This is a genomic window from Streptomyces sp. NPDC012888 (assembly GCF_042900645.1).
Taxonomy (GTDB): domain Bacteria; phylum Actinomycetota; class Actinomycetes; order Streptomycetales; family Streptomycetaceae; genus Streptomyces.
This window is the reverse complement of sequence record NZ_JBIBBM010000007.1, coordinates 236,320-260,760: the sequence shown is the minus strand read 5'-3', so window position 1 is coordinate 260,760 and position 24,441 is coordinate 236,320. Positions and strand designations below refer to the sequence as shown.

Here is a 24,441-nt window from a genome sequence, read left to right as displayed (position 1 = left end):
CACTCGTGGATGGGTGCTGTGGTGGGTCACGATCCCGCTGGGCGGGACCGGTTCGTGGGCCGCGGGAGCGGCGGGAGGAAGGGCAGCTGGGCGCGGACGCCGGGTTCGGCGCTGCCGAGGGCGAGGAGGACGCCGGCGCTGCCGGTGGCCAGGTCCATGGACAGGCGCATCATCTGCTCGCCGGGGAAGGCCAGTTGGCCCTTGTAGGGGACGGCGTGCCGGGCGAGGGCCTCGATCTGCCGGCCGATGTCCGCGGGGCCGGTGCCGGGCCCCGGGCACGTGGTGCGGGCCAGGTGCAGGACCATGCCGGCGGCGCCGCGGAACAGGCCGGGCTGGGCGTAGAAGGTGGCCTGGGCCGCCCGTACGATCTGCCGGCGGGCCTGCTCGAAGGCCTCGTCGGGGGCGTGCTGGAGGTAGTCGTCGAGGACCATGCCGATGCCGGCGCTGCCCTCGCCGAGGTAGGGCATGGTCCGCCAGCCCTCGTCGACCTGGAGGGTGCCGAAGGCGCTGGTGACGCAGCGGGCGAGGTCGGCGCGCAGGAAGTCGGCCGCCCGGGTGAGCAGTTGCCGGTCTCCGAGGCGTTCGTACAGCCGCAGCAGGAGCAGGGCACGGCCCGATGCGCCGTACAGCAGCCCGGCGCGGGCCCGGGGGCCGGAGGCGCCGTCGCCCTCCCTGGCGGGGTCGGCGAGGCGCTCGGCGCACCGCAGGGCGGCGTCATGCAGGTCGCGTTCGCCGGTGGCAGTGGCGAGGGCGTCGAGGGCGAGGCCGATGCCGGCGAGGCCGCTGTGCAGGTCGGGGGCGAGGTTGTCCCAGCGCTGGGCGGTGATCCGTTCGGCGAGTTCCAGGGCACGGGCGGGATGGCCGAGCCGCTCCAGGGTCCAGGCGATGCCGGCGAGTCCGTCGTAGAAGCCGGAAGGGGTGCCGGAGGCGGGGTCCTTGGTGCGTTCGAGGAGCCATTCCTCGGCTTCGGGCCAGGCGGGACGGCCGGTCTCCGCGAGGGCGTAGAGTACGCCGGCCGCGCCGTAGCCGACGGTGAGTCCGCCGCCGGGCCGGGCGAACTGGGCGATGTCGCCGGGGAAGAGTCGGTCGTCCCGGCCGGGTGTGCTCGCGGAAGCGATCGCGGCGGCCAGGGAGTCGCGGCTCGTGGGCCACTCCCCCGGCGGCACCGGCAGATACGGTTCAGCGGGTACGGGCCCCGGTGTGCCGTCGGGTCCGGCGAGGATCTCCGCGACCGCTTCGTCGAGGAACTCCCGCGGCACGGGGAACTGTTCGCAGGCGATCCGGGCCAGATGGGCCGCCTTGGTGCGGTCCAGAGGCAGCAGGCTGGTCAGCGGGAGGAACAGGGCCAGGCGCAGGCAGGCCAGCGCGTACCGGTCGACGGAGGCGCCCCGCCGGTCCGCGGGGGCGACGAAGGCCGGATTGGCCACGATCTGGCGGGCGTTGTCGGCGATGCCGGCGGCCGCCTCGAAGTCGAGGAGGAAGACGGTCGGTACGGCCTGCGCTTCGGCCCCGGCTTCGCCCTGCCCCTCGTTCTCTCCGTTCTCCCCGTGCTCCCTGATCATGATGTTGAACAGGTGCAGGTCGTTGAAGACGATTCCGCGGGCGTGGACGGCCTCCACCGCGCGGGTGACCTCGCCGTGCACGGCCAGCGCCCACCGCGTGTAGGAGGCGAGCGCCGCCGGGTCCGGATCCGCCTCGATGAGCGGGTGGCGGCGGGCGAAGAAGGTGTTGAGCGGTTTGCCCTCCAGGTATTCCAGGGCCAGGAAGTGGTGCTCGCCGATGGTGAAGGAGCCCCGCACGGCGGGTACGCAGCCCAGCCCGGCCAGCCGTTCCAGCGCGGCCCGCTCGCGGTGCAGCCGCGTCACCGCGTCCGCTCCGTCGGCGGCCAGTCCGGCGTACGGTCTGGCCTCCTTGAGGACGACGCGCTCACCGGTGGCGGTGTCGCGGGCCAGGTAGACCCCGCCGCCGTTGGAGAAGTGCAGCGCCCGCTCGACGGTGTACGGGAGCCCGTCCAGGGTGAGCGCCGCCCGGGCGTCGAGGTGCGGCCGGAGGAAGTCGGGCGGCGTCACCCAGGCGGGCATCCGGAAGGCGGGACCGCGCGGGTCGGGCACGAGCGTGCCCTCGGGGTCCTCCAGGGCGGGCACGAGTTCGCCGCGCTCGTCGTGGCAGTGGCGCAGGGTGAAGCTGCCGTAGCGGACGTACACCGGGCCCTGGTTCCAGCGCAGGTCGCTGAGGACGTACGGTCCGGGCTCGCCGGCGAGAAGGGCGTCCAACTCCTCGGCGGTGCGCCGGAACTCGTCCAGGTCCGCCGGGTACACGGTGACGAACTTGCCGGCGCCGGCGCGGTCGGCGTACTTGGCGTTGCGTATGTGCAGCAGGTAGCGGTTCGGCACGAACTTGAACGCGAGGCGGCGCGGCACGCAGTAGTCGCGGACCCGGGCCAGGACCGACGGGGCGTTGTCGAGGCCGGCGGAGACGTGGATCTTCCAGCCCTGGGCCGGCAGGTGGTGCTCGGCGGGCCGCCAGGCCAGCCAGTCGCCGCTCCGGTGGGACTGCCAGTCCTCCGGCATGGCGGGCAGCTCCGCCGCGTAACCGCCGTCCCCGCCGCGCCGGTACGGCGCGTCGTAGAACCAGCGGTCGGCGTCGCAGAACACCGCGTACCCCTTGTTCACCCCTGCTCCCTCGGTCGGTGACGGAACGACGGTGTCACGGGGCGCGCGGGCGGGGGTAGTCCTGTTTGTCACCGGTGGAACGTGCGTTACGCACAGGTCACTTACGCGTGGCGGTGGTAGGCCTTGTTGGCGATGCGCCAGCCGGTGCCGGTGCGGGCGAGGAGGAAGACGTCGGTGAACGTGTCGGGGCCGTGCCGGAGGGTCATGGTCGCGGTCGCGACGGTGCCGTGGACGTCGACGGCGTCGACGCGGCGGGAGCGGGCCGGCTCGTCGGGGGCCGGGCGGCCGTCGAAGAGGGCGCAGTAGACGTCGAGGGGCCATGAGGTGAAGGCGCCGTCGCGGACGCCCTCGATGTGGGCGGTGGGAAGGAAGGCGTCGCGGAAGTGGGCGGGGTCGCCGGTGGCGTGTCCGCGGACGTAGGCGCGGAGCGGTTCGAGTACGGCGTCCTCCACGGCGGGGGCGGTGGCCGCGGCCGTGATGTCGGCTCCGGGGGCGGCGGCCCCGGTCAGGCCGGGCGCGCTCCGCAGCGGGGTGCCCGAGGCGTCGGCCAGCAGCCGCAGGTCCTTGGCCAGCGCCTCGATCGTGAACTCGGCCGGCGGGGCCGCGGCGCCCGGCCGGTCGTCGAGGAAGGCCCGCTTGCGGGCCACCAGCCCACCGAGCGGGCCGAGTTCGAGGACGTCCAGCACCTGGTCGCGGGGCAGGCCGAGCGCGTCGGCCTGGCGCAGCGCGTCGCGCAGGGCGAGGACCGCGCCCGCGAGGCCTTGGTTGGCGATCAGCTTGAGCGCGGCGGCGGTGGAGGCGTCGTCGACGCGCAGCACGGTGCCGAGCGCGTCCAGCACCGGCCGGGCCCGGTCGAGTGCCTGCGGGTCGGCTGCGGCGAGGAACCGCAGGGTGCCGGCGGCGGCCGCCGGCACCGAACCGAGCACGGGCGCATGAACGTACGACGGCCCGAACCGGCGGGACAGTGCCTCTGCTTCGGCGGGAGCGATGGTGCTGGTGTTCAGCACGAGCGTGCCCGGGCGCAGCGAGCCCCTGATGTCGTCGAGCACCTGCTCGCAGGCCGGCCCGTCGAACAGTGCGAGGAGTACCAGGTCCGCCGCGGCGACGGCAGCGCCGGGATCGGCGGCCGTCCGGACGGGACCGGGCGCGCGCCGTCCGGAGCGGGTCCAGCCGATGACGTCCAGGTCGTGCGGGGTGTGCGGGACGAGCGGGGTGTGCTGGTCGTGTGCGGCGCGCGCGGCCAGGCGGGTGGCGATCGCGCCGCCCATGCGGCCGAGGCCCAGGACTGCGACGGTGTGCGGTGTGTGCATGCCGCCCAGCCTGTTGCAGCCGGAGACCTGCGACAAGCGCAGATCCCGCATGGCGGGTATGCGGGAGACGCATGCCACCGCGCGGCATACTGGGGGCATGGATCTGACGGTGTGGCGGACCTTCGTGACGGTGTGCCGGCTCGGATCGCTGTCGGCGGCGGCTGCCGAGCTGCACCACACCCAGTCGGCGGTCTCCCGTCAGATCGCCGGTCTCGAGCGCGAGTTGGCCGTTCCGTTGTTGGAGCGTCATGCGCGTGGCGTGCGTGCGACGGAGGCCGGCGAGGTGTTCCGGCGGCACGCGGTGACCACGCTCGACGAGGCCGACCGCGCCGTGCGCGCGGTGCGGGAGGTGGGCGTGGGGGCGGGCGGGCGCCCGCTGGCCGTGGGTGCGACGCCCTCCCTGGCCGCGGGGATCGTGCCGGAGGCCGTCCGGGAGCTCCTGCTGCGGGACGGGCCGATCCGCTGGAGCCTGTTGCCGGGGCTGACCGGAGAGCTGCTCGACCGGGTCGTCGGCGGCGTCCTCGACGTCGCCGTGGTCACGGACGCGCCGCCGGGACTGCCGCACGACCTGCGGGTGGAGCGCCGGCTCCTGGGGCTGGACGCGATGGTAGTCGCGCTGCCCGCCGGGCATCCGCTGGCCGGTGCCGACCCGGTGCCCGTAGGGGCGCTGGCGGACGAGACGTGGGCTGAGGACAACGACGGCTCGGCGGCGCTGCTGCGCCGGCACGCCGCCCGCGCCGGTTTCGACGTCCGCATCGACCTGACCGCGGCCGATCTGCCCGGCAAGTTGGCCCTCGTGGCGACCGGTCACGCCATCGCGCTGGTCCCCGGGGTCCTGTCAGGTGCGCTGCGGCCCGACGTCACGACGGTGCCGCTGGTAGACCCCCCGACCCGCGGCGTCTACGCGCTCACTCCGAGGCGCGACGCCCACCCACGGGCGGCGCCCCTGGTCGAGCTGCTGTCCGCCGCCTTCGCGGCTGTCGGAGGCTGAGCGGTCGGCGGCCGCCCGGGGCGGCCCGGACGGGCCGCCCCGCAGCCGCAATCGCTACAGCCGCAACCGCAGCCGGCTACAGCTACCAGCGGTACCAGCGGCCGCTGCTGCCGGCCGGGCGGGCGATGAAGCCGAGGAGCCAGACGACGAGCACGGCCAGGGCCACCCACCAGAGCACCTTCACGGCGAAACCGGCGCCGAAGAGGATCACGGCGAGGAGCAGTACGAGGAGCAGGGGAACCATGGTCGACCTCCGTTGGTCATGCGTCGTGCGCCGTCCGGTCGGGACGGGCGCGTGCGCGTCTGCGTGTGCGTGTACGTCTGCGTGTGCCTGTGCCTGTGCGTCGCTACGGATCCGCGTGCCCGCACTCCGGCACGGATGCGCGCGTCCGCGTCAGTGGTGCGCGCGGCGGCGGGAGACCGCGGCCGCGGCCAGGCCGAGCAGGCCGGTGGTGTGGTCGCGGCCCGCCCGCTTCGGGCGCCCGGCGAGCCGGGCCACCGCCGTGCCCCGGCCGCGGGCCGGGCGTGCGCCGTGCCCCGGGCCGCCTCCGGCCCAGCGGGCGAGGCGGCGGGAGAGGGCGGACGACGGGCGGTGCCCGCCGCGGCTGCGGGCGGGGGGCCTGCCGGTCAGGGCGTGGATCGCCTCGCCCAGGCGGGCGCTTAACTTCCGTCGGACGTTCGTCATGTCGGTGCCCTCCTCGTCGGTCGGCTGTCGGTCCGCCCGTTGCCCGTTCGGCGGATCCGGTGTCCTGGAGCGCACTTGCCCCCGATCGGAGGCTTGACACGGGTCTTCTTCGCGCGCGGGGCGGGGAGTTCGCCCCGGGCGAACTCCCCGCCCCGCACCGTCAGCTCTCTTCCCGCCTGTCGTGGGCCATGCGCTGCTCCTCCCGCTTCCTCAGCTCCTCGGGGCTCTTGCCGGGCACCGGCCTGCTCGCCTGGGGGTGTACCGGGTCCGGGCCGGGGTCGTCGCGCACCGGCTCCTCGCGGCCCTGGCGCTTCGTCTCCTCGTCGGTCGTCACGATGCCTCCTCTTCCGGGTGGGCTCGCGTCTACCCAGGTGGGCGGCCGCGCAGCCGTAGGAGACGAGTCCACGGCCCCGCGCGGCCGCGCGCAACCCTGCGCGACGGAAACGCGACCGTCCGCGGCCGGGTCCGCGCCCACGGCGGCGTCCCGGACGGCGCCGGGCGCACGGCACCGGGCGGCACCGGACGGCACCGGACGGCACCGGGCGCACGGCACCGGACAGCACGGGCCGGCACCGGGCGCCGCCGGCCGGGCGAACTTAGGATGGGCGGAGACCGGGCGCCGGCGGCCCGTGTGCGGCCGTCCGGGACGTCCGGGCGGGAGCGGCGTATGGCAGAGGCCGGCGGGGCGGGGCGGACCGTCATCCTGACCGTGGACGACGACCCGGGAGTCTCCCGCGCCGTGGCCCGCGACCTGCGGCGCCGCTACGGACAGTCGTACCGGGTGGTGCGGGCGGAGTCCGGCGAGGCCGCGCTGGAAGCGCTGCGCGAGCTGAAGCTGCGGGGCGACCCGGTGGCCGTCATCCTGGCCGACTACCGGATGCCGCGGATGAACGGCATCGAGTTCCTGGAGCAGGCCCTCGGCGTGTACCCGGGGGCGCGGCGGGTGCTGCTGACCGCGTACGCCGACACCGGCGCGGCGATCGACGCGATCAACGTCGTGGACCTGGACCACTACCTGCTGAAGCCGTGGGACCCGCCGGAGGAGAAGCTGTACCCGGTGGTGGACGACCTGCTGGCGGCCTGGCGGGCCCACGACTTCCGGTCGGTGCCGGTCACCAAGGTGGTCGGGCACCGCTGGTCGGCGCGTTCCTCCCAGGTGCGGGAGTTCCTGGCCCGGAACCAGGTGCCCTACCGCTGGTACTCGTCCGACGAGCCCGAGGGGCGGCGGCTGCTGGAGGCGGCGGGGGCCGACGGGCGCCGGCTGCCGGTGGTGGTCACCCCGGAGTGCGCCGTACTGGTCGAACCGGAGGCCGCCGAGCTGGCCGCCCGCGTGGGTCTGGCGACCACTCCGGCCGCGGGCTTCTACGACCTGGTCGTGATCGGCGGCGGCCCCGCCGGGCTGGGCGCGGCGGTGTACGGGGCGTCCGAGGGGCTGCGGACGATGCTGGTGGAGCGGTCGGCGACGGGCGGCCAGGCCGGGCAGAGCTCCCGCATCGAGAACTACCTGGGCTTCCCCGACGGCGTGTCGGGGGCGCAGCTCACCGAGCGCGCCCGGCGCCAGGCCACCCGGTTCGGCGCCGAGATCCTCACCGCGCGGGAGGTCACGGGACTGGAGGTGGGCGGCTCCGGCCGTGTCGTGCGTTTCGCCGACGGGTCCTCGGTCACCGCGCAGAGCGTGATCCTGGCGACCGGCGTGTCGTACCGGCAGCTGGGGGCGCCGGGCTGCGAGGCCCTCACCGGCCGCGGGGTGTACTACGGCTCCTCGCTGACCGAGGCGTCCTCCTGCCTGGGACAGGACGTGTACATCGTGGGCGGCGCCAACTCCGCGGGCCAGGCGGCGATGTACCTGGGGCGGGGCGCGAAGTCGGTGACGCTGCTGGTGCGCGGCGCCTCCCTGGCGGCGTCGATGTCGTACTACCTGGTCCAGCAGGTCGAGGAGGCGCCGAACATCACGGTGCGGACCAGGACGGTCGTCGGGGCGGCCCACGGCGCGGACCACCTGGAGCGGCTGACGCTGCGGGACGTGGACAGCGGAGCGACCGAACTCGTCGACGCGCAGTGGCTGTTCGTGTTCATCGGGGCGGCCCCGCGCACCGACTGGCTCGGCGACACGGTGCTGCGCGACGAGCACGGCTTCATCCTGGCCGGTCCGGACCTGACGCCGGACGGGCGGCCGCCGGACGGATGGGAGCTGGACCGGCCGCCCTACCACCTGGAGACCAGTGTGCCGGGCGTGTTCGTGGCGGGCGACGCGCGCGCCGAGTCCGCCAAGCGGGTCGCGTCCGCCGTCGGAGAGGGAGCCATGGCCGTGATGCTCGTGCACCGCTACCTGGAGCAGTCGTGAGCGGCCGGGTGATGGCGTGCGACCCGGCCGAGATCGGTTCGCTGTTCCTGTTCGAGGAACTCACGCCGGAGCAGCTGGGACGGCTGTGCGCGGCCGGACGGGTGGAGGTGTTCGACGCAGGTCCGGTGTACACCGAGGGCGAGCCGGCCACCTGCTTCTACGTGATGATCGAGGGCACCGTCGTCCTGTACCGGCGGGTCGGCGGCGACGACGTGGAGGTGAGCCGTACCTCGCAGCGCGGCGTGTACGCGGGGGCGATGCAGGCGTACCTGGGCGACCGGGTGCCGCAGACGTACGTCAACTCGATGCGGGTGACGGGGCCGACGCGGTTCTTCGTCCTGCCGGCGCAGTCGTTCGCCGACTTCATGCAGGAGTGGTTCCCGATGGCCGCGCACCTGCTTGAGGGCCTGTTCTTCGGCGCGAAGAACACCCAGCGGGCGATCGGCCAGCGGGAACGGCTGCTGGCGCTGGGCTCGTTGTCGGCGGGGCTCACGCACGAGCTCAACAACCCGGCGGCGGCGGCCGTCCGTGCCACCGCGAGCCTGCGGGAGCGGGTGGGCAGGATGCGGCACAAGCTGACCCTCATCGCCCGCGGCCCGTACTCGCGGGAGACCATCGCCGGGCTGATCGAGGTGCAGGAGCGCACGGTGGAGCGCGTCGCGAAGGCGTCGGCGGCGCCGGCGCCGAGCCCGCTGGAGGCGTCCGACCGTGAGGACGAGCTCGCCGACTGGCTCGACGACCACGGCGTCCCGGAGGGCTGGCGGGTCGCGCCGACGTTCGTACAGGCCGGGCTGGACACGGACTGGCTGGAGCAGGTCGCCGCGTCCGTGGCCGAGGACGTCCTCGCCGGGGCGATCGGCTGGCTCGGCTACACCGTCGAGACCGAACTGCTGATGCAGGAGATCGAGGAGTCGACCTCCCGCATCTCCCACCTCGTCGACGCGGCCAAGCAGTACGCGCAGCTAGACCGTGCCCCGCACCGGGTCGTGGACGTCCACGAGCTCCTCGACAGCACGCTGCTGATGCTGTCGGGGAAGATCGGGCCGGGGGTCCGGGTGGTGAAGGAGTACGACCGGAGCCTGCCGGCCGTGCCGGCCTACCCGGCGGAACTCAACCAGGTGTGGACCAATCTGATCGACAACGCCGTCTACGCCATCGGAAGTGGCGGCTCTCCCGGCGACGAGGACGACGACGGCGACGGCGACGGGGACCGGGACGGGAACCGGGGCGGCCACGGCCACGGCGGGGGCCACGGCGGCGGCCACGGCACGCTGACGGTCCGCACGGCGCGGGCCGGCGACCGGCTGCTGGTCGAGTTCCGCGACACCGGGCCGGGAATCCCGGAGGACGTCCGCGGCCGCATCTTCGACCCCTTCTTCACCACCAAGCCGGTCGGCGAGGGCACCGGCCTCGGCCTCGACATCTCCTGGCGGATCGTGGTCGACAAGCACCACGGCAGCCTCCACGTCGAGTCCGCCCCCGGTGACACCCGCTTCCAGGTCCTGCTGCCGCTGACCGCCCCCGAGACCGCGGAGGAGCCCCCCACATGACCGAGACCAACGGAATCGACCCCGGCGTCCCGCCCAGCGGCACCGGCTGCGCCGACTGCGAGGAGGTGGGCGGCTGGTGGTTCCACCTGCGGCGCTGCGCCCAGTGCGGCCACGTCGGCTGCTGCGACTCCTCGCCGGCCCAGCACGCCACCGCGCACTGGCGGGCCACCGGGCACCCCCTGGTGCAGAGCTTCGAACCGGGCGAGGCCTGGTTCTGGGACTACGACTCCGGCGACATGTACGAGTCCGGGCCCGAGCTGGCCCCGCCGGGCAGCCACCCGCCCGACCAGTCGGCCCCCGGCCCGGCCGACCGCGTCCCGCAGGACTGGATCCGGCTGCTGCACCGCTGAGCGCGCGAGGCGCCCCTCACCGGGCCGTGCCCCCGTGCCCGGCCCCGGCGGGATCGAGGTGCCTGTCGTCTAGGCGGCGTACCGCGGTGCGCCAGGCCGCGGTGACGGCCCGGTGGGCCGCCGCGGTCGCGGCGGTGACGTCCCCCGGCAGTCGGAGGGGTTCACCGAGGTGGACGTGGAGGCGCGGCCGCCGGGCCGGGGCGGTGAGCAGCCCGGCGAGCTGCTTGGCGCCGCCGCCGGAGGTGATGCGGCGCGCGCCGGCCTGGCCGAGGGGCAGGACCGGTGCGCCGGTGGCCGCGGCCAGGCGGGCCGGGCCGCTGCGGAAGGCTTCGGGTCCGGCCTCGGCGGAGTCCTTGCGCGGCGGCAGGCGGCCCTCCCCGTAGACGAGTACGTTGCGACCGGCCGCGAGCGCCGCGGCGGCGCCCTCCAGTGCGTCCGCGGCCCGGTCGGTGCCGCGGTGCACGGGGACGTGCCCGCCCCGGGTGAGCAGCTCGCGGAGCACGGGCACGCGCCACAGCCCGGCGGTCGCCAGGACGACGGGCTCGATCCGCATGCGGTGCAGGGCCGCCAGGACCACGCCGGGGTCGGCGAGGGAGGTGTGGTTCGCGAGGATGATCGTGCCGGTCGGGGGCGTGGCGGCCCGGTCCGAGGTGACGGTCAGGTGCCCGAGCAGCGGGACGACCGCGGCGGCGATACGGCTGAGCACTGGGGCCTCCGGGAGGTCTGCGGTTCGACGGGCCCCCATCGTGGCGGCGCCGGTGTCCGGCCGGCCTGAGTGCGCGTACTCAGGCCGGCCGGTACGGGCACTCAGCCCCGCCCGGCCCGGAGCCCCGCCAGCAGGACCTGGAGGGCGAGGTCGGTGGCCTCCGCCAGGGGCGTGTCGTCGAGCAGCCCGCCCACGGCCAGGGTCGCCAGACCGTGCACGGTGGAGAAGGCGACCTGGGCCAGGCGGGCGGGATCGCCGGGCCCGACGGCACCTCCGGCCTGGGCCTCGGCGATCAGGCGGGCGGCGACCTCCAGGGCGTGGTGGCCGAGTTCGCGCAGCGCGTCCCCGGGCTGTGCCTCGTGCTTCGCCGCGTACATCAGCTGGAGCAGCGCGGCGCGCTCCACCGCGAACCCGACGTACGCCCGGCCGAGGGCGGCCAGCCGGTCCTCGACGGGCCCGGGGCCCTCGGCGGCCGCCCGCAGTCTCGTGTTGAGCTCGGTGAACCCGCTGACCACGAGGGCGTCCAGCACGGCCTGCCGGTCGCGGAAGTGGCGGGTCGGCGCGGCGTGGCTGACGCCGAGGTCGCGGGCGAGACCGCGCAGGGACAGCGCGGCGGTACCGGACTCGGCGAGGACCGCTTCGGCCCGTTCCAGCAGGGCGGCCCTGAGGTTGCCGTGGTGGTAGGAGCCTTCGGGCACTGCACCCTCCTCGAATGTTGGCGGTTGACTACAATGTTTGCGGGTGCCTACATTGTGCTGCATCGACGGTGCCGCACCACGGTGGCGCGGCAGAAGTGGAGCGACGACGTGTCCAGCATCTCCTACCGGGGTACGACGGCTCTGATCACCGGCGCCAGCGCCGGGCTGGGTGAGGAGTTCGCCCGCCAGTGGGCCGCGCGCGGCGCCGACGTCGTCCTCGTCGCGCGCCGCCTCGACCGGCTCCGTGCGCTCGCCGACGGCCTGGAGAAGACGTACGGCGTCAGCGCCGTGCCGATCGCCGCGGACCTCACCCTGCCGGGAGCCGGGGCCGCCCTCCGGGCGGAACTCGAAGCGCGCGGGATCACCGTGCAGACCCTGGTCAACAACGCCGGCTTCGGGAGCCACGGCGCGTTCCTCGACCAGGACCCCGAGCAGATCGCCCGCATGATCCAGCTCAACATCGGCGCCGTCGCCGAGCTGTCCCGGACGTTCCTCCCGGACCTGGTGGCCGACGGCCGGGGCGCGCTGGTCAACGTGGCTAGCGTCGCCGCGTACCAGCCCACACCCGCCATGGCCGTCTACGGGGCCACCAAGGCCTTCGTCCTGAACCTGACCGAGGCCCTCGCCTACGAGACCCGCCGCTCGGGGCTCCGCGTGCTCGCGGTGTCGCCGGGTCCGGTCAGCACGGAGTTCTTCGACGTCGTCGGCACGGACGACGCGGCGGTCGGCCGCCTGGCCACGCCGGCCGAGGTCGTGACGGCCGCCCGACGCGCCCTGGAGCGTCGCAGCACCCCGCCGAGCGTGATCGCCGGTCTCGCCAACCACCTGTCGGCCCTCGCCTCCAGGGCCGTCCCGCGCCGCGTGGCCCTCACCGTGGCGGGACGCGCCCTCAAGGCCTGACCCGCGCACCGCCCGGGCTCAGCGCGGGCTGAGGAGGCAGAACTCGTTGCCTTCCGGGTCGGCCAGGACCGTCCAGTGGATGGCGGACCGGTCGATGCCGGGGTCGGTGGCCCCGAGGGCGCGCAGCCGGGCTTCCTCCGCGGCGGGGTCGTCGCCGGGGTAGGGGCTGACGTCGAGGTGGACGCGGTTCCAGACGCTCTTGGCGTCCGGGGTGCGGACGAACTCCAGGTAGGGGCCGACGGCCTTGGCCGAGCGCATGGTCGCGTGGTCGTCGGCGACCTCGTGCACGGTCCAGTCCATCGCCTCGCCCCAGAACCGGGCCATCGCCCGCGGGTCGGCGCAGTCGACCACCACGGCGGCGATCGGGCCGGTGTCCCGGTACACCGGCCGGGGCTCCAGGACGCAGAACTCGTTGCCCTCCGGATCGGCCATGACGGTCCAGGGGACGTCCCCCTGACCCACGTCGGCCGGCGTCGCGCCGAGGTCCTTCAGCCGGGCGACCAACTCCGCCTGGTGGGCGGTGGACGTGGTGGCCAGGTCGATGTGCACCCGGTTCTTCACCGTCTTCGGTTCCGGGCGGGCGACGAGGTCGATGCAGACGGCCGCGGGGTCGGGGTAGACGAAGCCCACGGGTTCGAGGTTGGTCACACCGGGCGCCTCACTGTCGACGCCCCACCCGAGGACCTCCGCCCAGAACCGGCCGAGCCGGGAGTCGTCCTGCGCCTTCATGTTGATCTGCACCAGTCGCGTCGTCATGCTCAGATCCTATGATCATGAGCAGAGTTCGCCGGTCCCGTGCGTTCTCGTTCGGTCTCGTTCGGTCTCGTTCAGAACGCCCGGAAGGCCTCGAACGGGGGCTCCACCGGGGGATCGGGCATGCGATAGGCCCTGCACCGGTCCCGGGCGCTACCCAGCGGCCCGGCGCCGACCGGCTCGCCCGGGAAGGCGTCCGGGACCGACGTCCATCCCAGGTTCCGTTCGTAGTACCGCACGGCCGTGTGCACGGAAGGCCACCAGGTGTCGTCCACGACGATCAGACCTCCGGGCCGGACGATCCTGCGCAGGAAGTAGAGGTCGACGAAGACCTCGTGGAAGCGGTGACTGCCGTCCACGAAGGCCGCGTCGGCGACGAAACCGTCCGCGAGCAGCTGCGGGAGGGCGATCGACGAGGCGGCGGGCACCAGGGTGGTGATGGGGTCGAGCCCCGCGGCGCACAACAGGTCCCACCCGGCGTTCGCGTACCCGCACTCCTGGAAGGGGTCGATGACGACGAGCCGGGGAAGCGGCCGGCCGGCCATGGCCAGCGCCTCACCGATGGCGAGGGCGGAACTGGCGTAGGCCAGGCCGACCTCCACCACCTGCCCGACCCGCTCGGAGACCATCAGGTCGCGCAACTGGTCGCAGTGCCGCTCGGGCACCGTGACGGTCTCGAAGTCGCCTTCCCGGTCCCGCGTCCTCGGCGGACCCTCCAGCGACAGACGGCGGCGCACCTCACGGACCCGCCGCACGCCCTCGTTCGTGCTCGTCACCGCCGACCGCTCCTTCCGGACGCACCCGCGCCCTCCGGGCCCGCGCCGCCTGCGCGGGACGGGCTCAAGCTCCGTCGGGCGTGGCGCCGCCGGAGGGCGGGGCCGCCCTCCTCCTGCGGTACGCCACGACCCCGCACACCGCGAGCAGGAGGACCACCACGGCGGACACCCCGAGGGCCGTCCGCTCGGCGAAGAGCCTCGCCAGCACTTCGAGCACGCCGAGCCCCGCGGTCGCGTATATCAGTGCCCAGGCGGCTCCGCCCACGAACAGGGCGGGCAGGTAGCGCCGCAGCGGCATGCGCATGCTGCCCGCGAGGAAGTTCGCGGCGGTCTGGAAGCCGACCGTCAGGAACGAGACGGCCACCACCGGCGCGCCCCACCGCTGGATCGCGCGCTCGGCGCGCTCGAACCTGGCCGAGGAGATCCGCTCCGCGAACCGGCTGCGGCGGGCGCCGGCGCCCGCCAGCCACCCGACGGCGAAGGTCCCCCCGGCGCGCAGCAGGACGATGACGTACAGGGCTCCGGCCGTGAGCGCGATCTTATCCACGACGCCCCGTCCCGGGCGCGCGGCCGGAGCCCGCGCCGCCGGTCACCACGGGCGTCCCGCCCGAGCGGGCGCACGACGCGCACAAAGCCCGATCACCGTCTCCCACCTGCGCCCGCCTCTGCCCGTCACGCCCGGGCCCACACGCCAGGCAAGGCCAGCCTAACCGAACGCGCATACGGCGGGTACAGGGCCCGGTCGGCGGCGGCGCGCCGGGCGGCTCAGCCGAAGAGGTCCGAGCCGAAGTCCGGGGTGTACGGGGTGGTGGAGATCCCGACGTCGGCCGGGCCGATCAGGCGCGCACCGGTCGTGACGATGCCGGTGCCGTCCGAGCGGAGGGTCGTCACCGAGTCGTTCGCGGCGACGACGAGGTCGGCACGGCCGTCGCCGTCGCCGTCCGTCATCTCGACCTTCTCCCCGAACTCCTCGCCCGACCGGGGCGTACCGGGCATCCCGGCGGAGGCGCGGTGGAGCACCCGTGCGCCCGCGCCGGTCAGGCCCTTGGCCGATCCCTTGAAGACGACGACGGAGCCGGCCTGCCGGTACGCCCCGACGTCCTCGTACTTCGCTCCGACCACGACGTCCTGCTTCCCGTCGCCGTCGACGTCGCCCATGGCCACGGAGACCCCCAGGCCGTCGCCCGACTCGCCCGCACCGGGCACGCCCGCGGTGTCCTGGTGGAGCCACGCCACCCGGGTGGACGGCCCGCCCGCCGAGCCGTACGTCACCTTGACGTGGCCGGCGCCATTGCGTGCGTACGGGTCCGCGGCCACGATGTCGTCGAAGCCGTCGCCGTCGATGTCGCCCACGGCCTTCTCGTTGCCGAGGGCGACGGTCCTGGCGGCGTCGGGCCGCAGTCCGCCGGCGCCGCCCGGGACCCAGCGGATGGGCCACTCGTACGCGCCGGAGCGGGCCCAGCCGCGCACCAGCAGGTCGTCGGCGCCGTCTCCGTCGACGTCGCCGCTGCGGATCCGGTCCGTCTCGGGCACCAGCGAGAACGGGAGCACGGTCCTGGCGGGGGCGCGCCCGGTCCCGGCGCGTCCGAGAGCGGTGTACGTGTACAGGGTGTTCAGCGACTTCCTGCTGTAGCCGACGGTGAGGTCGTCCCGGCCGTCGCCGTCGAAGTCCCCGGCACCGAGCTTCCCGCCCCAGCTCGCGAGCTTGGTGGTGCGCGGCTCGGGGTCGGCCACGACGGTGCCGCCGGTCAGCCCGCCCTTCGATCCCCACAGCACGGTCACGCTGCCGTACCCGCCGCTGTCCCCGACGGCGCCGACGGCCAGGTCGGTGAAACCGTCACCGTCGAAGTCACCCGGCGCGGAGTTCAGGCCCCAGAGGTTGCCGACCCCGGGTTCGCCGGGGACGCCGGGGGTCGCCTCGTCGAGGACCTGACGGCGCTGCGGGTCCAGTCCCGCCGGGCCCCCGTAGACCACCGCGACCCGCCCGGCCGTGTCGATCCCGTTGACCCTGCCGTAGCGGGCGGAGACGGCGATGTCGCCGTATCCGTCACCGTTGAAGTCGGCCTGCACGGTCGGCCGCACGGCCCCGGGCGCGGCCGGGGCCGCGAGGGCCGGCGGAGCGGGCAGGAGGAGTCCGCCGGTGACCGCCGCGGCGGTCAGCACGGCCTGCGTGACGAGTGCGGCGCGGGAGGTGGGCTGGCGTTTCACGGGGCGGTTCCTCGGTTCGGGGATGATTACGGACCGGCCAGTAGACCCGGGCCGCGGTCGAATGGTTGTACGCGACCTCTCGGCCGGCTCGAACTCAGGCGGTCTGGGTACGGGTACTCATCCCGCGGGGCGGCCGGCCGGGCAGGGTGGGGGCATGACGAAGACCCGGACCTCGCGTGGAGCGCGCAGTGGCCTGGCCAACCTCGGTGCGCTGCTCGCCGTGATGCCCTTCAACCTCCTCCCGGCCGGCTACGCGTGGCTGGTCGTGGGCATCGGCGGCTGGGCCGCCGCGAAGGACGGCGAGGAGCCGACCGTGCCCGTATGGGAGCTGGTCGGTTCCGGCGGGGTGCTCGTCGCGGTGGCACTCGCTCTGGCGTGGGGGCGGTTCTGGGGAGCCGCCGTGGCCCAGTTGGCCCTCACCGCCGTGTTCATGGCCGTGCTCCTGGGTTCCTGACCGCGTTGCCGCCGCTCCGTCCAAGGGGTGGTGCTCTGCCTAACTCGCCAGTAATTTACGCCCGTTGGAAGTACATCGGCCGGGTGGTGGTGGACGGGTGGCAGGCGTGGGGCTGTCGATGCGGAAGCTCGGGAGGGGCGCGGCGCTGTGGCTCGCGCTGGCCGGGACGGTGACGGGCCTGGCGGGGGTGGCAGGGGTGACGGCGGCGCCGGCCGGCGCCGCGAGCGCATCCGTTACCGCGTCCGCATCCGCGCCCGGTCCCGGCCCTGCGGCCCCGCCGGCCCCTGGGCCCGCCGTCCCGTCCGCGGCGTCGGCGGTGACCCCCGCGGGGGCGGCCCTGGCCGCGGCGTGGCGGCCGCCGCTGTCCACCCGCGGCCGGTACGTCGTGGACGCCGGCGGTGACCGGTTCCGCCTGACGGCGGCCAACTGGGACGGGGCGCAGGGTTCCTGGTCCGGGTCCGGCGACATCGGCGACCCGGCGTCCCACCACGCCGGCCAGGACTCCCACGGCATCCCGCTGGGCCTGGACCGCGTACCGCTGCCCGCCCTCCTCGCCGACTTCCACCGTCTGGGGCTGAACAGCATCCGGCTGCCCTACTCCAACGAGATGATCCGGACCACCGCCCCCGTCCCGGACTCCGCGGTCGCCGCGAACCCGGCGCTGCGCGGCAGGACGCCGCTCCAGGTGTTCGACGCCGTGGTCGCCGCGCTGGCGGCCGACGGCTTCGCCGTGATCCTCAACAACCACACCATCACGACCCGCTGGTGCTGCGGCGTCGACGGCAACGAACGCTGGAACACCGCCCAGTCGACCCGCCAGTGGGCCGACGACTGGGTGTTCATGGCCCGCCGGTACCGCTCCGAGCCCCGCGTCGTGGGCGCCGACCTGTACAACGAGGTGCGGCGGAACGTGTGGGACGACCCCAACTGGGGCCTGGGCGACGACCGGGACTGGCACGCGGCCGCCCAGGAGGCCGCCGACCGCATCCTCACCGAGGCCAACCCCGAGCTGCTGGTCGTCATCGAGGGCATCAACTGGACCGGCATCCCCGTCGACGGCTTCCCGCACGGCCGCCCCACGCTCACCCCCGCCCGCGACCTCTCCCACACCCTCGTCCGCTCGGGCAAGCTGGTCTACTCGGCGCACTTCTACGGCTACACCGGCCCGAACCACAGCGGTGCCACGGGCATCGGCGAGACGAGCGACCCCCGCTACCAGGACCTGTCCCGGGCCGAGCTCCACCAAGTCCTCACCGATCAGGCCTTCTTCGTGTCCGGCGAGGGCGGGGGCCGGCACTTCACCGCTCCGGTGTGGGTGAGCGAGTTCGGCATCGGGGCGGACGAGACGAACCCCGCGCCGCGCGCCTGGTTCGCGAACATGGCCGACGAACTGATCGGCGCCGACGCCGACTTCGCGTACTGGCCGCTGGTCGGCTGGGCCGGTCACGACAGCTGGGCCCTGCTGCGCTACGCGCCCGACGGCACGCGCTCCGGTCTGCTCGACGCGGGTGACTGGCGGAGCCCGGTCTGGCACCGGCTGATGTCCGCCACCGGTCGCACCGGTGAGGTGCCCGTGACGCCGCGGTGGCAGCAGCTGACCACCGACCACCGGGACTTCGTCCAGTCCCTGCGGGTGCGCTCCACCGGCGACTGGGACTCCGGGGCCCGCAAGGCCGCCTGCCCGGACGGGCTTCGGCTGACCGGGCTCTCGCACACCGGCGGGCGCGGACTGTGCACCGACACCGGGACGGGCGACCTGCGCGCCGCGGGCCCCGAGCAGACCGTGGTGCGGGACGAGCGGTACGTACCGCCCGGCGGCGACTGGGCCGGCGGCTACACCAAGTACCAGTGCCCGGCCGGGCAGTTCCTCATCGGGTACGCCGTGCGCGGGGCCCGGGTGTCGTCGGCCCTGTGCGCGCCGGCCCGCCTGGCACTGGGCACGGCCGGCCGCACGGTGTGGTTCGACCGCGGCGACGCCCGCCCGGCCGGTGGGCCGGGCGGGGACTACGCGTACGGCCGGTACAAGGGGCAGTGCGCCGCGGACGAGTACGCGGCGGGCATCGCCTTCACCACCCGCGTCGGCAGCCAGGGCTCCCCGGCCGCCCTCATGTGCCGTCGACTGGCTCCCTGAGCGCCCCCGGGGTGCGGCCCTGCGGGCCGGCTCCGGGGGCCACTTCCAGCCCCTCCGGCGATTGAGGAGCGGGGTGCGGGGCAGAGCCCCGTGTGCCCGGGCGAAGCACTGGCCGCGCGGGTGCGGATCATGTACGCATGACCTCCACGTCCCGCCGCACCCTGCTGTCGGCCATCGCCGCCTCCGCCACCGTTCCGCTCTCCGCCCTCGCCACCGCGCCGCAGGCCCGCGCTTCCGTCCCCGCCCCGCCGCCGGCCGGGCTCGCCGGCCCCGCGTCGGCCGTGACCGTCGCGCCCCTGGACGCCTCCTGGTTCACGCACGTCACCCTCTCGTCCCCGCTCGGCACCACCGTCCTGCCCGGCACGCCGTCCCGTACCGAGGTCACCTCCGGCGGCCGCCGCGTCGCCCTGCTGACGCGCGGCGCCCGCACCGTGCTGGTGCCCGGCCCCCTCCGCACCTTCACCGAGAACAAGCGGCCGTTCACCGACGCCTTCGACCGCACGCTGCCCGACCCGGCTCGGGACCCGCTCACCCGGCCGTACTGGGGCAACTCACCGGGCGGCGGCACCTGGGACACCGACGGCGGCGCCACCGGCGACTTCTCCGTGACCCCCGGGCGCGGCCGCGTCGCGCTCACCACCGCCGGGGCGAGCCGCTACGCCACCCTCAAGGACGACGGGATCACCGACGTCGACGTCGAGGCCGTCGCGGGCTTCGACAAGGTGCCGGCCGGGGACGCCTGTTCGTTCGCCCTCGTCTTCGGCTACACCTCGCCGGAGAACCACCACCGCGCCCGGCTCTCCTTCCTCACCACGGGCGCCGTCGAGCTGCGGGTGGAGAAGGTGAGCGGCGGTACCGCGACCGCGCTCGCGGCCGCCGTCGGCCTCGCCACCGGCGTGCCCGCCGGCACGCCGTGGGCCATACGCGTCCTGCGCGAGGGCTCCCGCGTCCGGGTCAAGGCGTGGCGCGCGTCCGGCGCACAGCCCGGCGCGTGGAACGTCGACGTCACCGACGCCGGCGGCAGCGGCAGCGGCTCCGCCGCCAAGGGGCGGATCGGTCTGCGCGCCCTTGCCAACCAGGGCTGCACCAGCCTCCCCGTCACCCTGACCGCGACGAGGTTCCAGGTGCACGACGCCGCGTGGGCCACCCCGCCGAGCGTCACCCACGGCGACTGGGTGCGGGTGCTGCCCGAGCCCTTCGACGGCACGTGGACGCCGGCGCTGGAGCAGACCGTGCGGGGCTGGATCGGCTCCCTCGCGCCGGACGCCCTCGCGTACGCGGCCGCGTTCCTGCCGGGCGGGCCCGCCGTGACCGCCGGTGCCGGGCCGGCCGCCGGCCGGAAGGTGCTCGGCGAGGCGACCTACAGCCCCGCCGACACGTACGGCGAGCGCACGGTGGGAGCGGACTTCCACGAGTTCATGGGGGTCGACTGGACCTTCCCGAACGGCAAGGTCAAGGCCGCGGACCCGGCGTTCGCGGGCTCGCTGGACTGCTCCGGCTACACCCGGATGGTGTACGGCCACCACATGGGCGTGCCGGTGGCGGACGTGAACGACGCCTCGCCGGCCCGGCTGCCGCGCACGTCGGAGCAGATGGCCGACCGCGCGCCCGGCGTCCGCCTCGCCCGCACCACCGGCTCCACCGCGGGGGTCATCGCCCTCCTCCAGCCGGGCGACCTGCTGTTCTGGGACGCCGACGGTGACGGGCAGGTGGACCACGTCGGGGTCTACCTGGGGGTCGACGCGCTGGGCGGAGCCCGCTTCGTCTCCAGCCGCAAGACGGTCAACGGGCCGACCATGGCCGACGTCGCGGGTGCCTCGCTGCTCGACGGGGGCGGCACGTACGACACGACGCTGCACACCGTGCACCGCCTCTGACGGCGGGCCGGCCCCGCGGAGGGGTCGGGCCGGTCAGCCGACGAGGTCGGCGCGGCGGGCGTACCGCAGTCCGGCGAGGTCGGCGTGGTAGAGCTCGCCGTCGTCGTTGTCGGTGACGGTCCCACGGGCGGGCCCGCCGCCGCCCAGGCCGCGGAAGAAGGCCCGCAGCCCGTAGTACGGCTGGAGGGGGAGCCAGCACAGGCCGCACAGCCACCGGTACGCGGCGCGCCAGAAGCCGGCCCGCCGCCCGTCGGTGGCGCGGATCACGCGGATCCCCGTGACGAGCTTGCCCGCGCTGGCCCCGAACAGGGCCGTCAGGAGCACCTGGTTGAGGAAGGACACGGCCGTGAGCACGGCGAGCGCGGTGAGCGGCCGGCCTTCCTCACCGCGGGCCAGGACGTACGGGACGCTGACCGCGAGGGCGAGGTCCAGCGTGGCGGCGACGAGCCGGCGCCCCTGGCCGGCGGGGTTCGGCACGCGCCGCGGGGGGTGGGCGTGGAGCGGCCGGCCGTACGGCTGCTGCTGCGGGTGGGGCTGCTGGGTCTGGTAAGGCTGGTGGGGCTGGTACCCCTGGTGCGGCGGGTACCCCTGGTGCCCCTGGTAGCCCTGGTACGGGTGGTTCGGTGGTGACGTGCTCATGCCCACATCTTGCTGCATGCACGAGGCACGCCGGACCCCCACCAGCCACCCGCCACCCCCGCGGCGCAGTTGGCCGATCCGGACCCTGGCCGCACCCGGCGGCAGCTCCTACGCTTTCGCTGTCCGGCCCGCCCGCAGCGGTCCGGGCGACCGCAACCCTTGTCATGGCCATGGCAGAACAGCCCCCTCCCCACGGCCTCCGCCGGCCGTACTCCCCCACCCCGCCCCACCGGACCGCGGCCCCGCCGGGCCCGGCCGGTCCTTCCACGCAGCGGATCGGAGAAACATGGCCGGAGGACTCATCGCGAGCGGTGCGATCGGGTTGCTGCTCGCCACCGCCCTGCCCGCCCTGCCCGCCCAGCAGGGCCCGTCGTCGATCACGGACCCGCCGCCGGACCGGATCGTCATCGACATCGCGACGGTCAACGGGTCCGGATGCCCGAAGGACACCGCCGCCGTCGCCGTGTCCCAGGACAACACCGCCTTCACGGTGACCTACAGCCAGTACGTCGCCCAGGTAGGCGGCGGCGCACCGGCCACCGCCGCGCGGAGGAACTGCCAGCTCAACCTGGTCGTGCACGTGCCCCACGGCTTCACCTACGCCATCGCCAGCGCCGACTACCGCGGGTACGCCTCGCTCGCGCCCGGCGCGGCCGGCACGGCGAAGGCCTCGTACTACTTCCAGGGCTCCCCGCAGACCGCTTCCCGCGAGCACCACTTCGGCGGGCCGTACGAGGACAACTGGCAGGCCACCGACGAGACGGACTGGGCCCAGCTGGTGTGGGCGCCGTGCGGCGTGCAGCGGAACTTCAACATCAACACCGAACTCCGCGTGCAGAAGGGCACGTCGGCGCCCGCCTCCGCCAGTTACATGACCATGGACTCCACCGACGGCGACATCAGCACCGTGTACCACCTGGCCTGGCGGGAGTGCCCCGGCACCTGATCCCCCGCGGACACAACCGGCCGCCCCGGATTCGCGTCCTCACCGGCGTGACCGTTTCCGAGCGAGCCGGACGGACCGCGCGCACCCGCCGCGCCTCCGGGATGTGGCGGGTGCTGGCGGGCGTCGTGGCAGGTGTCCTGTCGTGCGGTGCGGTGCTGACGGTGCTGTGGTGGCCGCGCACCGAGGTCGCGTACCGCGGCACCGCGCCGTCCTCGGTGGCGTACGAGGACGGGTCGCCGCACTTCCTGGGGCTGGTGCACATCCACACCCTGTCCGGGCGTCACTCGTACCGGCTGGTGGTCGGCCGGGATCCCGGCCTGGCCTACGGACACTGGCTGGACGTCGACGCCGCCCCGGCATCGGCGGGCGTCGAATCCGCCACGTGGACGGAGTCGGGCGTGCGGGTCCGCTTCGCGACCGGTCACGAGGTCTTCGTGCCGGCCCGGTCCTTCCTGCACGGAAGGTGAACGGCGGGGGCGCGAGCGGGCGCGATCAGGCGCCCTCGTCGAAGTAACCGGCCTCGACCTGGAGCGCCAGTGTCTGCAGCACCTCGACGGAGGAGACGTCGGTCCGGCCGGCGTCGTGGACCATGGCGAGGCTGGTGAAGGCCAGGCTGAACCCGGAGACGATGGTCCGCAGGACCGGGGCGTTCGCCCGGGCGACCAGGTGGGCGACCTCCAGCGGGGTGGCGTCCGCGGGAACCCGGACCACGGGCAGCATCTCGCTCAGCATCTGGGTGAGCGCCTGGGACTGCGCCTCGCCGCCGGTGTCCCCTTCGCCGGCCTCCGCGGCCCGCCGGATCTCCTGAGCCTCCGTCAGGATGCCGATCACACGCTTGAGGACCTCAGCTCGTTCCATCCCGGGAGCGTACCCGCCGGGGCCGTACGTCAGCGGTGGCCGCCATGATGGACTCGTGACCACCCCGAAACCCACTCCCGGCAGTGTCTGGCTGCTCCGCCACGGCGACCGGGAGATCGCCCGGCTGACCGTGACCGGCGCCGACATGCCCTGGACGTACGGAACCGTGGAGGAACTCCCCGGCTTCGACGCCTTCCGCGCCGTCTTCGCCGAACAGGAACGAGCGGTCGAACGGGAGGACTGGGACCGGGCCGACGCCTGCTACGACCGGCTCCGGGCCGGGCTGACCATGGCGTTCCCGGACGGCTCCCCGGTCGCCGAGTTCCTGCTGCACGTCCACGCCGACGGCACCGCCGGCTGGCGCTGGCACGACGAGCCGTTCGACGAACCGTTCGCCGAGCCGGACGACGAGCAGGACGACGAGCAGGACGGCGAGTAGGGCGAGGATCCGGGCGACTGACCCTCCGTCAGGGCCGCTCCCGGTCGGCAGCGCCGGCGGACCCGGGCCGGGGGCCGGGGCGTTCGCTCCGGGGCCCGGTTAGGATCCGGCCATGCCGCTGACCATGAATGACGTCGACCGGTTCGAGGCCGCCAGGCCGCGCCTGGAAGCCATCGCCTACCGCCTGCTCGGTTCCGCGAGCGAGGCCGAGGACGCCGTGCAGGAGGCGTTCCTGCGCTGGCAGGCGGCTGACGTCGCGCGCATCGAGGTGCCCGAGGCGTGGCTGACGAAGGTCCTGACCAACCTCTGCCTGAACCAGCTCACTTCGGCGCGCGTCCGGCGCGAGACCTACGTGGGCCAGTGGCTTCCCGAGCCGCTGCTCGAGGGGGACCCGATGCTCGGCCCGGCCGACACCGCCGAGCAGCGCGAGTCGGTGTCGTACGCGGTCCTGACGCTCATGGAGCGCCTGTCGCCCAACGAGCGCGCGGTGTACGTGCTCCGGGAGGCCTTCGACTACCCGCACCGGGAGATCGCCGAGATCCTCGACATCAGCGAGGCATCCAGCCAGCAGGTCTTCCACCGGGCCAGGAAGCACATCGCGGACGGCAAGGCGCGTACCGAGATCGACGCCGAGGCGGCGCGGCGGATCGTCGAGGAGTTCCTGGCGGCCGCGACGAGCGGACAGACCGAGCCGTTGGTACGGCTGCTGACCGCCGACGCCGTCTCGATCGGTGACGGCGGCGGCAAGGTGCCGGCGCGCGCCAAGCCGTTCGAGGGTGCCCTGGCGGTGGCGCGGTTCATGCGGGGGCTGTTCAGGCCCGCACCGGCCAAGCGGGCCCTGGTGGGCGGTTCGGCCGGGATCTTCCTCTCCGAGGCCAACGGCCGCCCCGCCGTGGTGGCGGTCGTCGGCGACCGGGTCGTCGGCGTGATGTGCGTGGAGGTCACGCCGGAGGGCATCGCCTCGTTCCGCAACCAGGTCAACCCCGACAAGCTGGACCGCGCGAGTGCGGTGTGGGCGGGCACGGACCGCGGGGAGCCGCTGTTCCGCGCCTTCTGAGCGCATGTGACGTGGTTCACGTTCCACACCTGTCAGGAAACCGGGGGCTGCCCGGTTCAAGGGTCGGAACCGCACGACAGAGCGGCGGATCCCGGCA

Annotated in this window: 25 protein-coding genes; 12 read left to right on the top strand and 13 right to left on the bottom strand. The window is 74.6% G+C overall.

Going from position 1 to position 24,441, the window contains the following annotated elements; translation table 11 throughout:
* Window positions 1-26: 26 nt before the first annotated feature.
* Together lanKC and ACFY61_RS15460 are read right to left on the bottom strand one after the other, a co-directional pair.
* Window positions 27-2,672 carry a class III lanthionine synthetase LanKC gene (gene lanKC / locus ACFY61_RS15465; RefSeq protein ID WP_389471889.1) on the bottom strand — a complete coding sequence of 882 codons (2,646 nt, stop codon included), beginning with the start codon at window positions 2,670-2,672 and terminating at the stop codon, window positions 27-29.
* A gap of 101 nt (window positions 2,673-2,773) precedes the next feature.
* The gene (locus tag ACFY61_RS15460; protein WP_389471886.1) at window positions 2,774-3,982 is read right to left on the bottom strand and encodes a nuclear transport factor 2 family protein; all 1,209 of its coding nucleotides are present in this window, start codon (window positions 3,980-3,982) and stop codon (window positions 2,774-2,776) included.
* Window positions 3,983-4,079: 97 nt separating this feature from the next.
* On the opposite strand from ACFY61_RS15460, the gene ACFY61_RS15455 reads away from it, so the two are divergent.
* Window positions 4,080-4,973 carry a LysR family transcriptional regulator gene (locus ACFY61_RS15455; protein WP_389471883.1) on the top strand — a complete coding sequence of 298 codons (894 nt, stop codon included), beginning with the start codon at window positions 4,080-4,082 and terminating at the stop codon, window positions 4,971-4,973.
* An 82-nt stretch (window positions 4,974-5,055) separates the two neighbouring features.
* On the opposite strand, the gene ACFY61_RS15450 is transcribed toward ACFY61_RS15455, so the two are convergent.
* The 3 genes from ACFY61_RS15450 to ACFY61_RS15440 form a co-directional block, all read right to left on the bottom strand.
* Window positions 5,056-5,217 (bottom strand): hydrophobic protein, encoded by a 162-nt coding sequence (locus ACFY61_RS15450; RefSeq protein WP_389471880.1) that lies wholly within the window; start codon window positions 5,215-5,217, stop codon window positions 5,056-5,058.
* Window positions 5,218-5,367: 150 nt separating this feature from the next.
* On the bottom strand, window positions 5,368-5,658 hold the full coding sequence (locus ACFY61_RS15445) for a hypothetical protein (protein ID WP_389471879.1): 291 nt from the start codon (window positions 5,656-5,658) through the stop codon (window positions 5,368-5,370).
* A gap of 160 nt (window positions 5,659-5,818) precedes the next feature.
* On the bottom strand, window positions 5,819-5,992 hold the full coding sequence (locus ACFY61_RS15440) for a hypothetical protein (RefSeq protein ID WP_389471877.1): 174 nt from the start codon (window positions 5,990-5,992) through the stop codon (window positions 5,819-5,821).
* Window positions 5,993-6,325: 333 nt separating this feature from the next.
* Here ACFY61_RS15440 and ACFY61_RS15435 point away from each other — a divergent pair, with 333 nt between their 5' ends.
* Genes ACFY61_RS15435 through ACFY61_RS15425 form a run of 3 tightly spaced genes read left to right on the top strand, consistent with a single transcriptional unit; the run spans window position 6,326 to window position 9,902 of the window.
* On the top strand, window positions 6,326-8,002 hold the full coding sequence (locus ACFY61_RS15435; RefSeq protein ID WP_389471875.1) for an FAD-dependent oxidoreductase: 1,677 nt from the start codon (window positions 6,326-6,328) through the stop codon (window positions 8,000-8,002).
* 11 nt (window positions 8,003-8,013) lie between these two features.
* Entirely contained in the window at window positions 8,014-9,552 is a 1,539-nt protein-coding gene (locus ACFY61_RS15430) for an ATP-binding protein (protein WP_389472081.1), read from the top strand.
* Window positions 9,549-9,902: a UBP-type zinc finger domain-containing protein gene (locus ACFY61_RS15425; RefSeq protein ID WP_389471873.1), complete on the top strand. Its 354-nt coding sequence runs from the start codon at window positions 9,549-9,551 to the stop codon at window positions 9,900-9,902. The genes ACFY61_RS15430 and ACFY61_RS15425 overlap by 4 nt, the downstream gene beginning before the upstream one ends.
* Window positions 9,903-9,918: 16 nt before the next feature.
* Here the strand turns inward: ACFY61_RS15425 and ACFY61_RS15420 are convergent, their stop codons facing one another.
* On the bottom strand, window positions 9,919-10,608 hold the full coding sequence (locus ACFY61_RS15420) for a lysophospholipid acyltransferase family protein (RefSeq protein ID WP_389471871.1): 690 nt from the start codon (window positions 10,606-10,608) through the stop codon (window positions 9,919-9,921).
* 101 nt (window positions 10,609-10,709) lie between these two features.
* Complete coding sequence (locus ACFY61_RS15415) at window positions 10,710-11,306, bottom strand: TetR/AcrR family transcriptional regulator (RefSeq protein ID WP_389471868.1); 597 nt, start codon at window positions 11,304-11,306, stop codon at window positions 10,710-10,712.
* A 108-nt stretch (window positions 11,307-11,414) separates the two neighbouring features.
* Here ACFY61_RS15415 and ACFY61_RS15410 point away from each other — a divergent pair, with 108 nt between their 5' ends.
* The gene (locus ACFY61_RS15410; protein ID WP_389471866.1) at window positions 11,415-12,206 is read left to right on the top strand and encodes an SDR family NAD(P)-dependent oxidoreductase; all 792 of its coding nucleotides are present in this window, start codon (window positions 11,415-11,417) and stop codon (window positions 12,204-12,206) included.
* A gap of 18 nt (window positions 12,207-12,224) precedes the next feature.
* On the opposite strand, the gene ACFY61_RS15405 is transcribed toward ACFY61_RS15410, so the two are convergent.
* The 4 genes from ACFY61_RS15405 to ACFY61_RS15390 all read right to left on the bottom strand — a co-directional run bounded on the left by ACFY61_RS15405 (window position 12,225) and on the right by ACFY61_RS15390 (window position 15,943).
* Window positions 12,225-12,962 carry a VOC family protein gene (locus tag ACFY61_RS15405; RefSeq protein WP_389471863.1) on the bottom strand — a complete coding sequence of 246 codons (738 nt, stop codon included), beginning with the start codon at window positions 12,960-12,962 and terminating at the stop codon, window positions 12,225-12,227.
* Between the two features lie 71 nt (window positions 12,963-13,033).
* Entirely contained in the window at window positions 13,034-13,735 is a 702-nt protein-coding gene (locus tag ACFY61_RS15400; RefSeq protein ID WP_389471860.1) for a class I SAM-dependent methyltransferase, read from the bottom strand.
* A gap of 64 nt (window positions 13,736-13,799) precedes the next feature.
* Entirely contained in the window at window positions 13,800-14,282 is a 483-nt protein-coding gene (locus ACFY61_RS15395; protein ID WP_389471857.1) for a DedA family protein, read from the bottom strand.
* A 218-nt stretch (window positions 14,283-14,500) separates the two neighbouring features.
* Window positions 14,501-15,943 (bottom strand): FG-GAP-like repeat-containing protein, encoded by a 1,443-nt coding sequence (locus ACFY61_RS15390; protein ID WP_389471856.1) that lies wholly within the window; start codon window positions 15,941-15,943, stop codon window positions 14,501-14,503.
* A 154-nt stretch (window positions 15,944-16,097) separates the two neighbouring features.
* On the opposite strand from ACFY61_RS15390, the gene ACFY61_RS15385 reads away from it, so the two are divergent.
* The 3 genes from ACFY61_RS15385 (at window position 16,098) to ACFY61_RS15375 (ending at window position 20,405) form a co-directional block, all read left to right on the top strand.
* Window positions 16,098-16,397: a hypothetical protein gene (locus ACFY61_RS15385; protein WP_389471854.1), complete on the top strand. Its 300-nt coding sequence runs from the start codon at window positions 16,098-16,100 to the stop codon at window positions 16,395-16,397.
* A gap of 118 nt (window positions 16,398-16,515) precedes the next feature.
* The gene (locus ACFY61_RS15380) at window positions 16,516-18,528 is read left to right on the top strand and encodes a glycoside hydrolase family 5 protein (RefSeq protein ID WP_389472079.1); all 2,013 of its coding nucleotides are present in this window, start codon (window positions 16,516-16,518) and stop codon (window positions 18,526-18,528) included.
* 137 nt (window positions 18,529-18,665) lie between these two features.
* Entirely contained in the window at window positions 18,666-20,405 is a 1,740-nt protein-coding gene (locus tag ACFY61_RS15375) for an NlpC/P60 family protein (protein WP_389471851.1), read from the top strand.
* Window positions 20,406-20,438: 33 nt separating this feature from the next.
* Here ACFY61_RS15375 and ACFY61_RS15370 read toward each other — a convergent pair whose 3' ends face one another.
* A complete protein-coding gene (locus ACFY61_RS15370; protein WP_389471848.1) occupies window positions 20,439-21,044 on the bottom strand; it encodes an RDD family protein in 606 nt (201 codons plus the stop codon).
* 286 nt (window positions 21,045-21,330) lie between these two features.
* Here ACFY61_RS15370 and ACFY61_RS15365 point away from each other — a divergent pair, with 286 nt between their 5' ends.
* Both ACFY61_RS15365 and ACFY61_RS15360 read left to right on the top strand, forming a co-directional pair.
* A complete protein-coding gene (locus ACFY61_RS15365) occupies window positions 21,331-21,990 on the top strand; it encodes a DUF4360 domain-containing protein (RefSeq protein WP_389471846.1) in 660 nt (219 codons plus the stop codon).
* A gap of 47 nt (window positions 21,991-22,037) precedes the next feature.
* A complete protein-coding gene (locus ACFY61_RS15360; protein ID WP_389471844.1) occupies window positions 22,038-22,457 on the top strand; it encodes a hypothetical protein in 420 nt (139 codons plus the stop codon).
* A gap of 25 nt (window positions 22,458-22,482) precedes the next feature.
* Here ACFY61_RS15360 and ACFY61_RS15355 read toward each other — a convergent pair whose 3' ends face one another.
* Window positions 22,483-22,848: a hypothetical protein gene (locus tag ACFY61_RS15355; RefSeq protein WP_389471841.1), complete on the bottom strand. Its 366-nt coding sequence runs from the start codon at window positions 22,846-22,848 to the stop codon at window positions 22,483-22,485.
* Window positions 22,849-22,903: 55 nt separating this feature from the next.
* On the opposite strand from ACFY61_RS15355, the gene ACFY61_RS15350 reads away from it, so the two are divergent.
* A complete protein-coding gene (locus tag ACFY61_RS15350) occupies window positions 22,904-23,287 on the top strand; it encodes a hypothetical protein (RefSeq protein WP_389471839.1) in 384 nt (127 codons plus the stop codon).
* A 112-nt stretch (window positions 23,288-23,399) separates the two neighbouring features.
* Window positions 23,400-24,344: an RNA polymerase sigma-70 factor gene (locus ACFY61_RS15345; RefSeq protein WP_389471836.1), complete on the top strand. Its 945-nt coding sequence runs from the start codon at window positions 23,400-23,402 to the stop codon at window positions 24,342-24,344.
* Window positions 24,345-24,441: the final 97 nt, after the last annotated feature.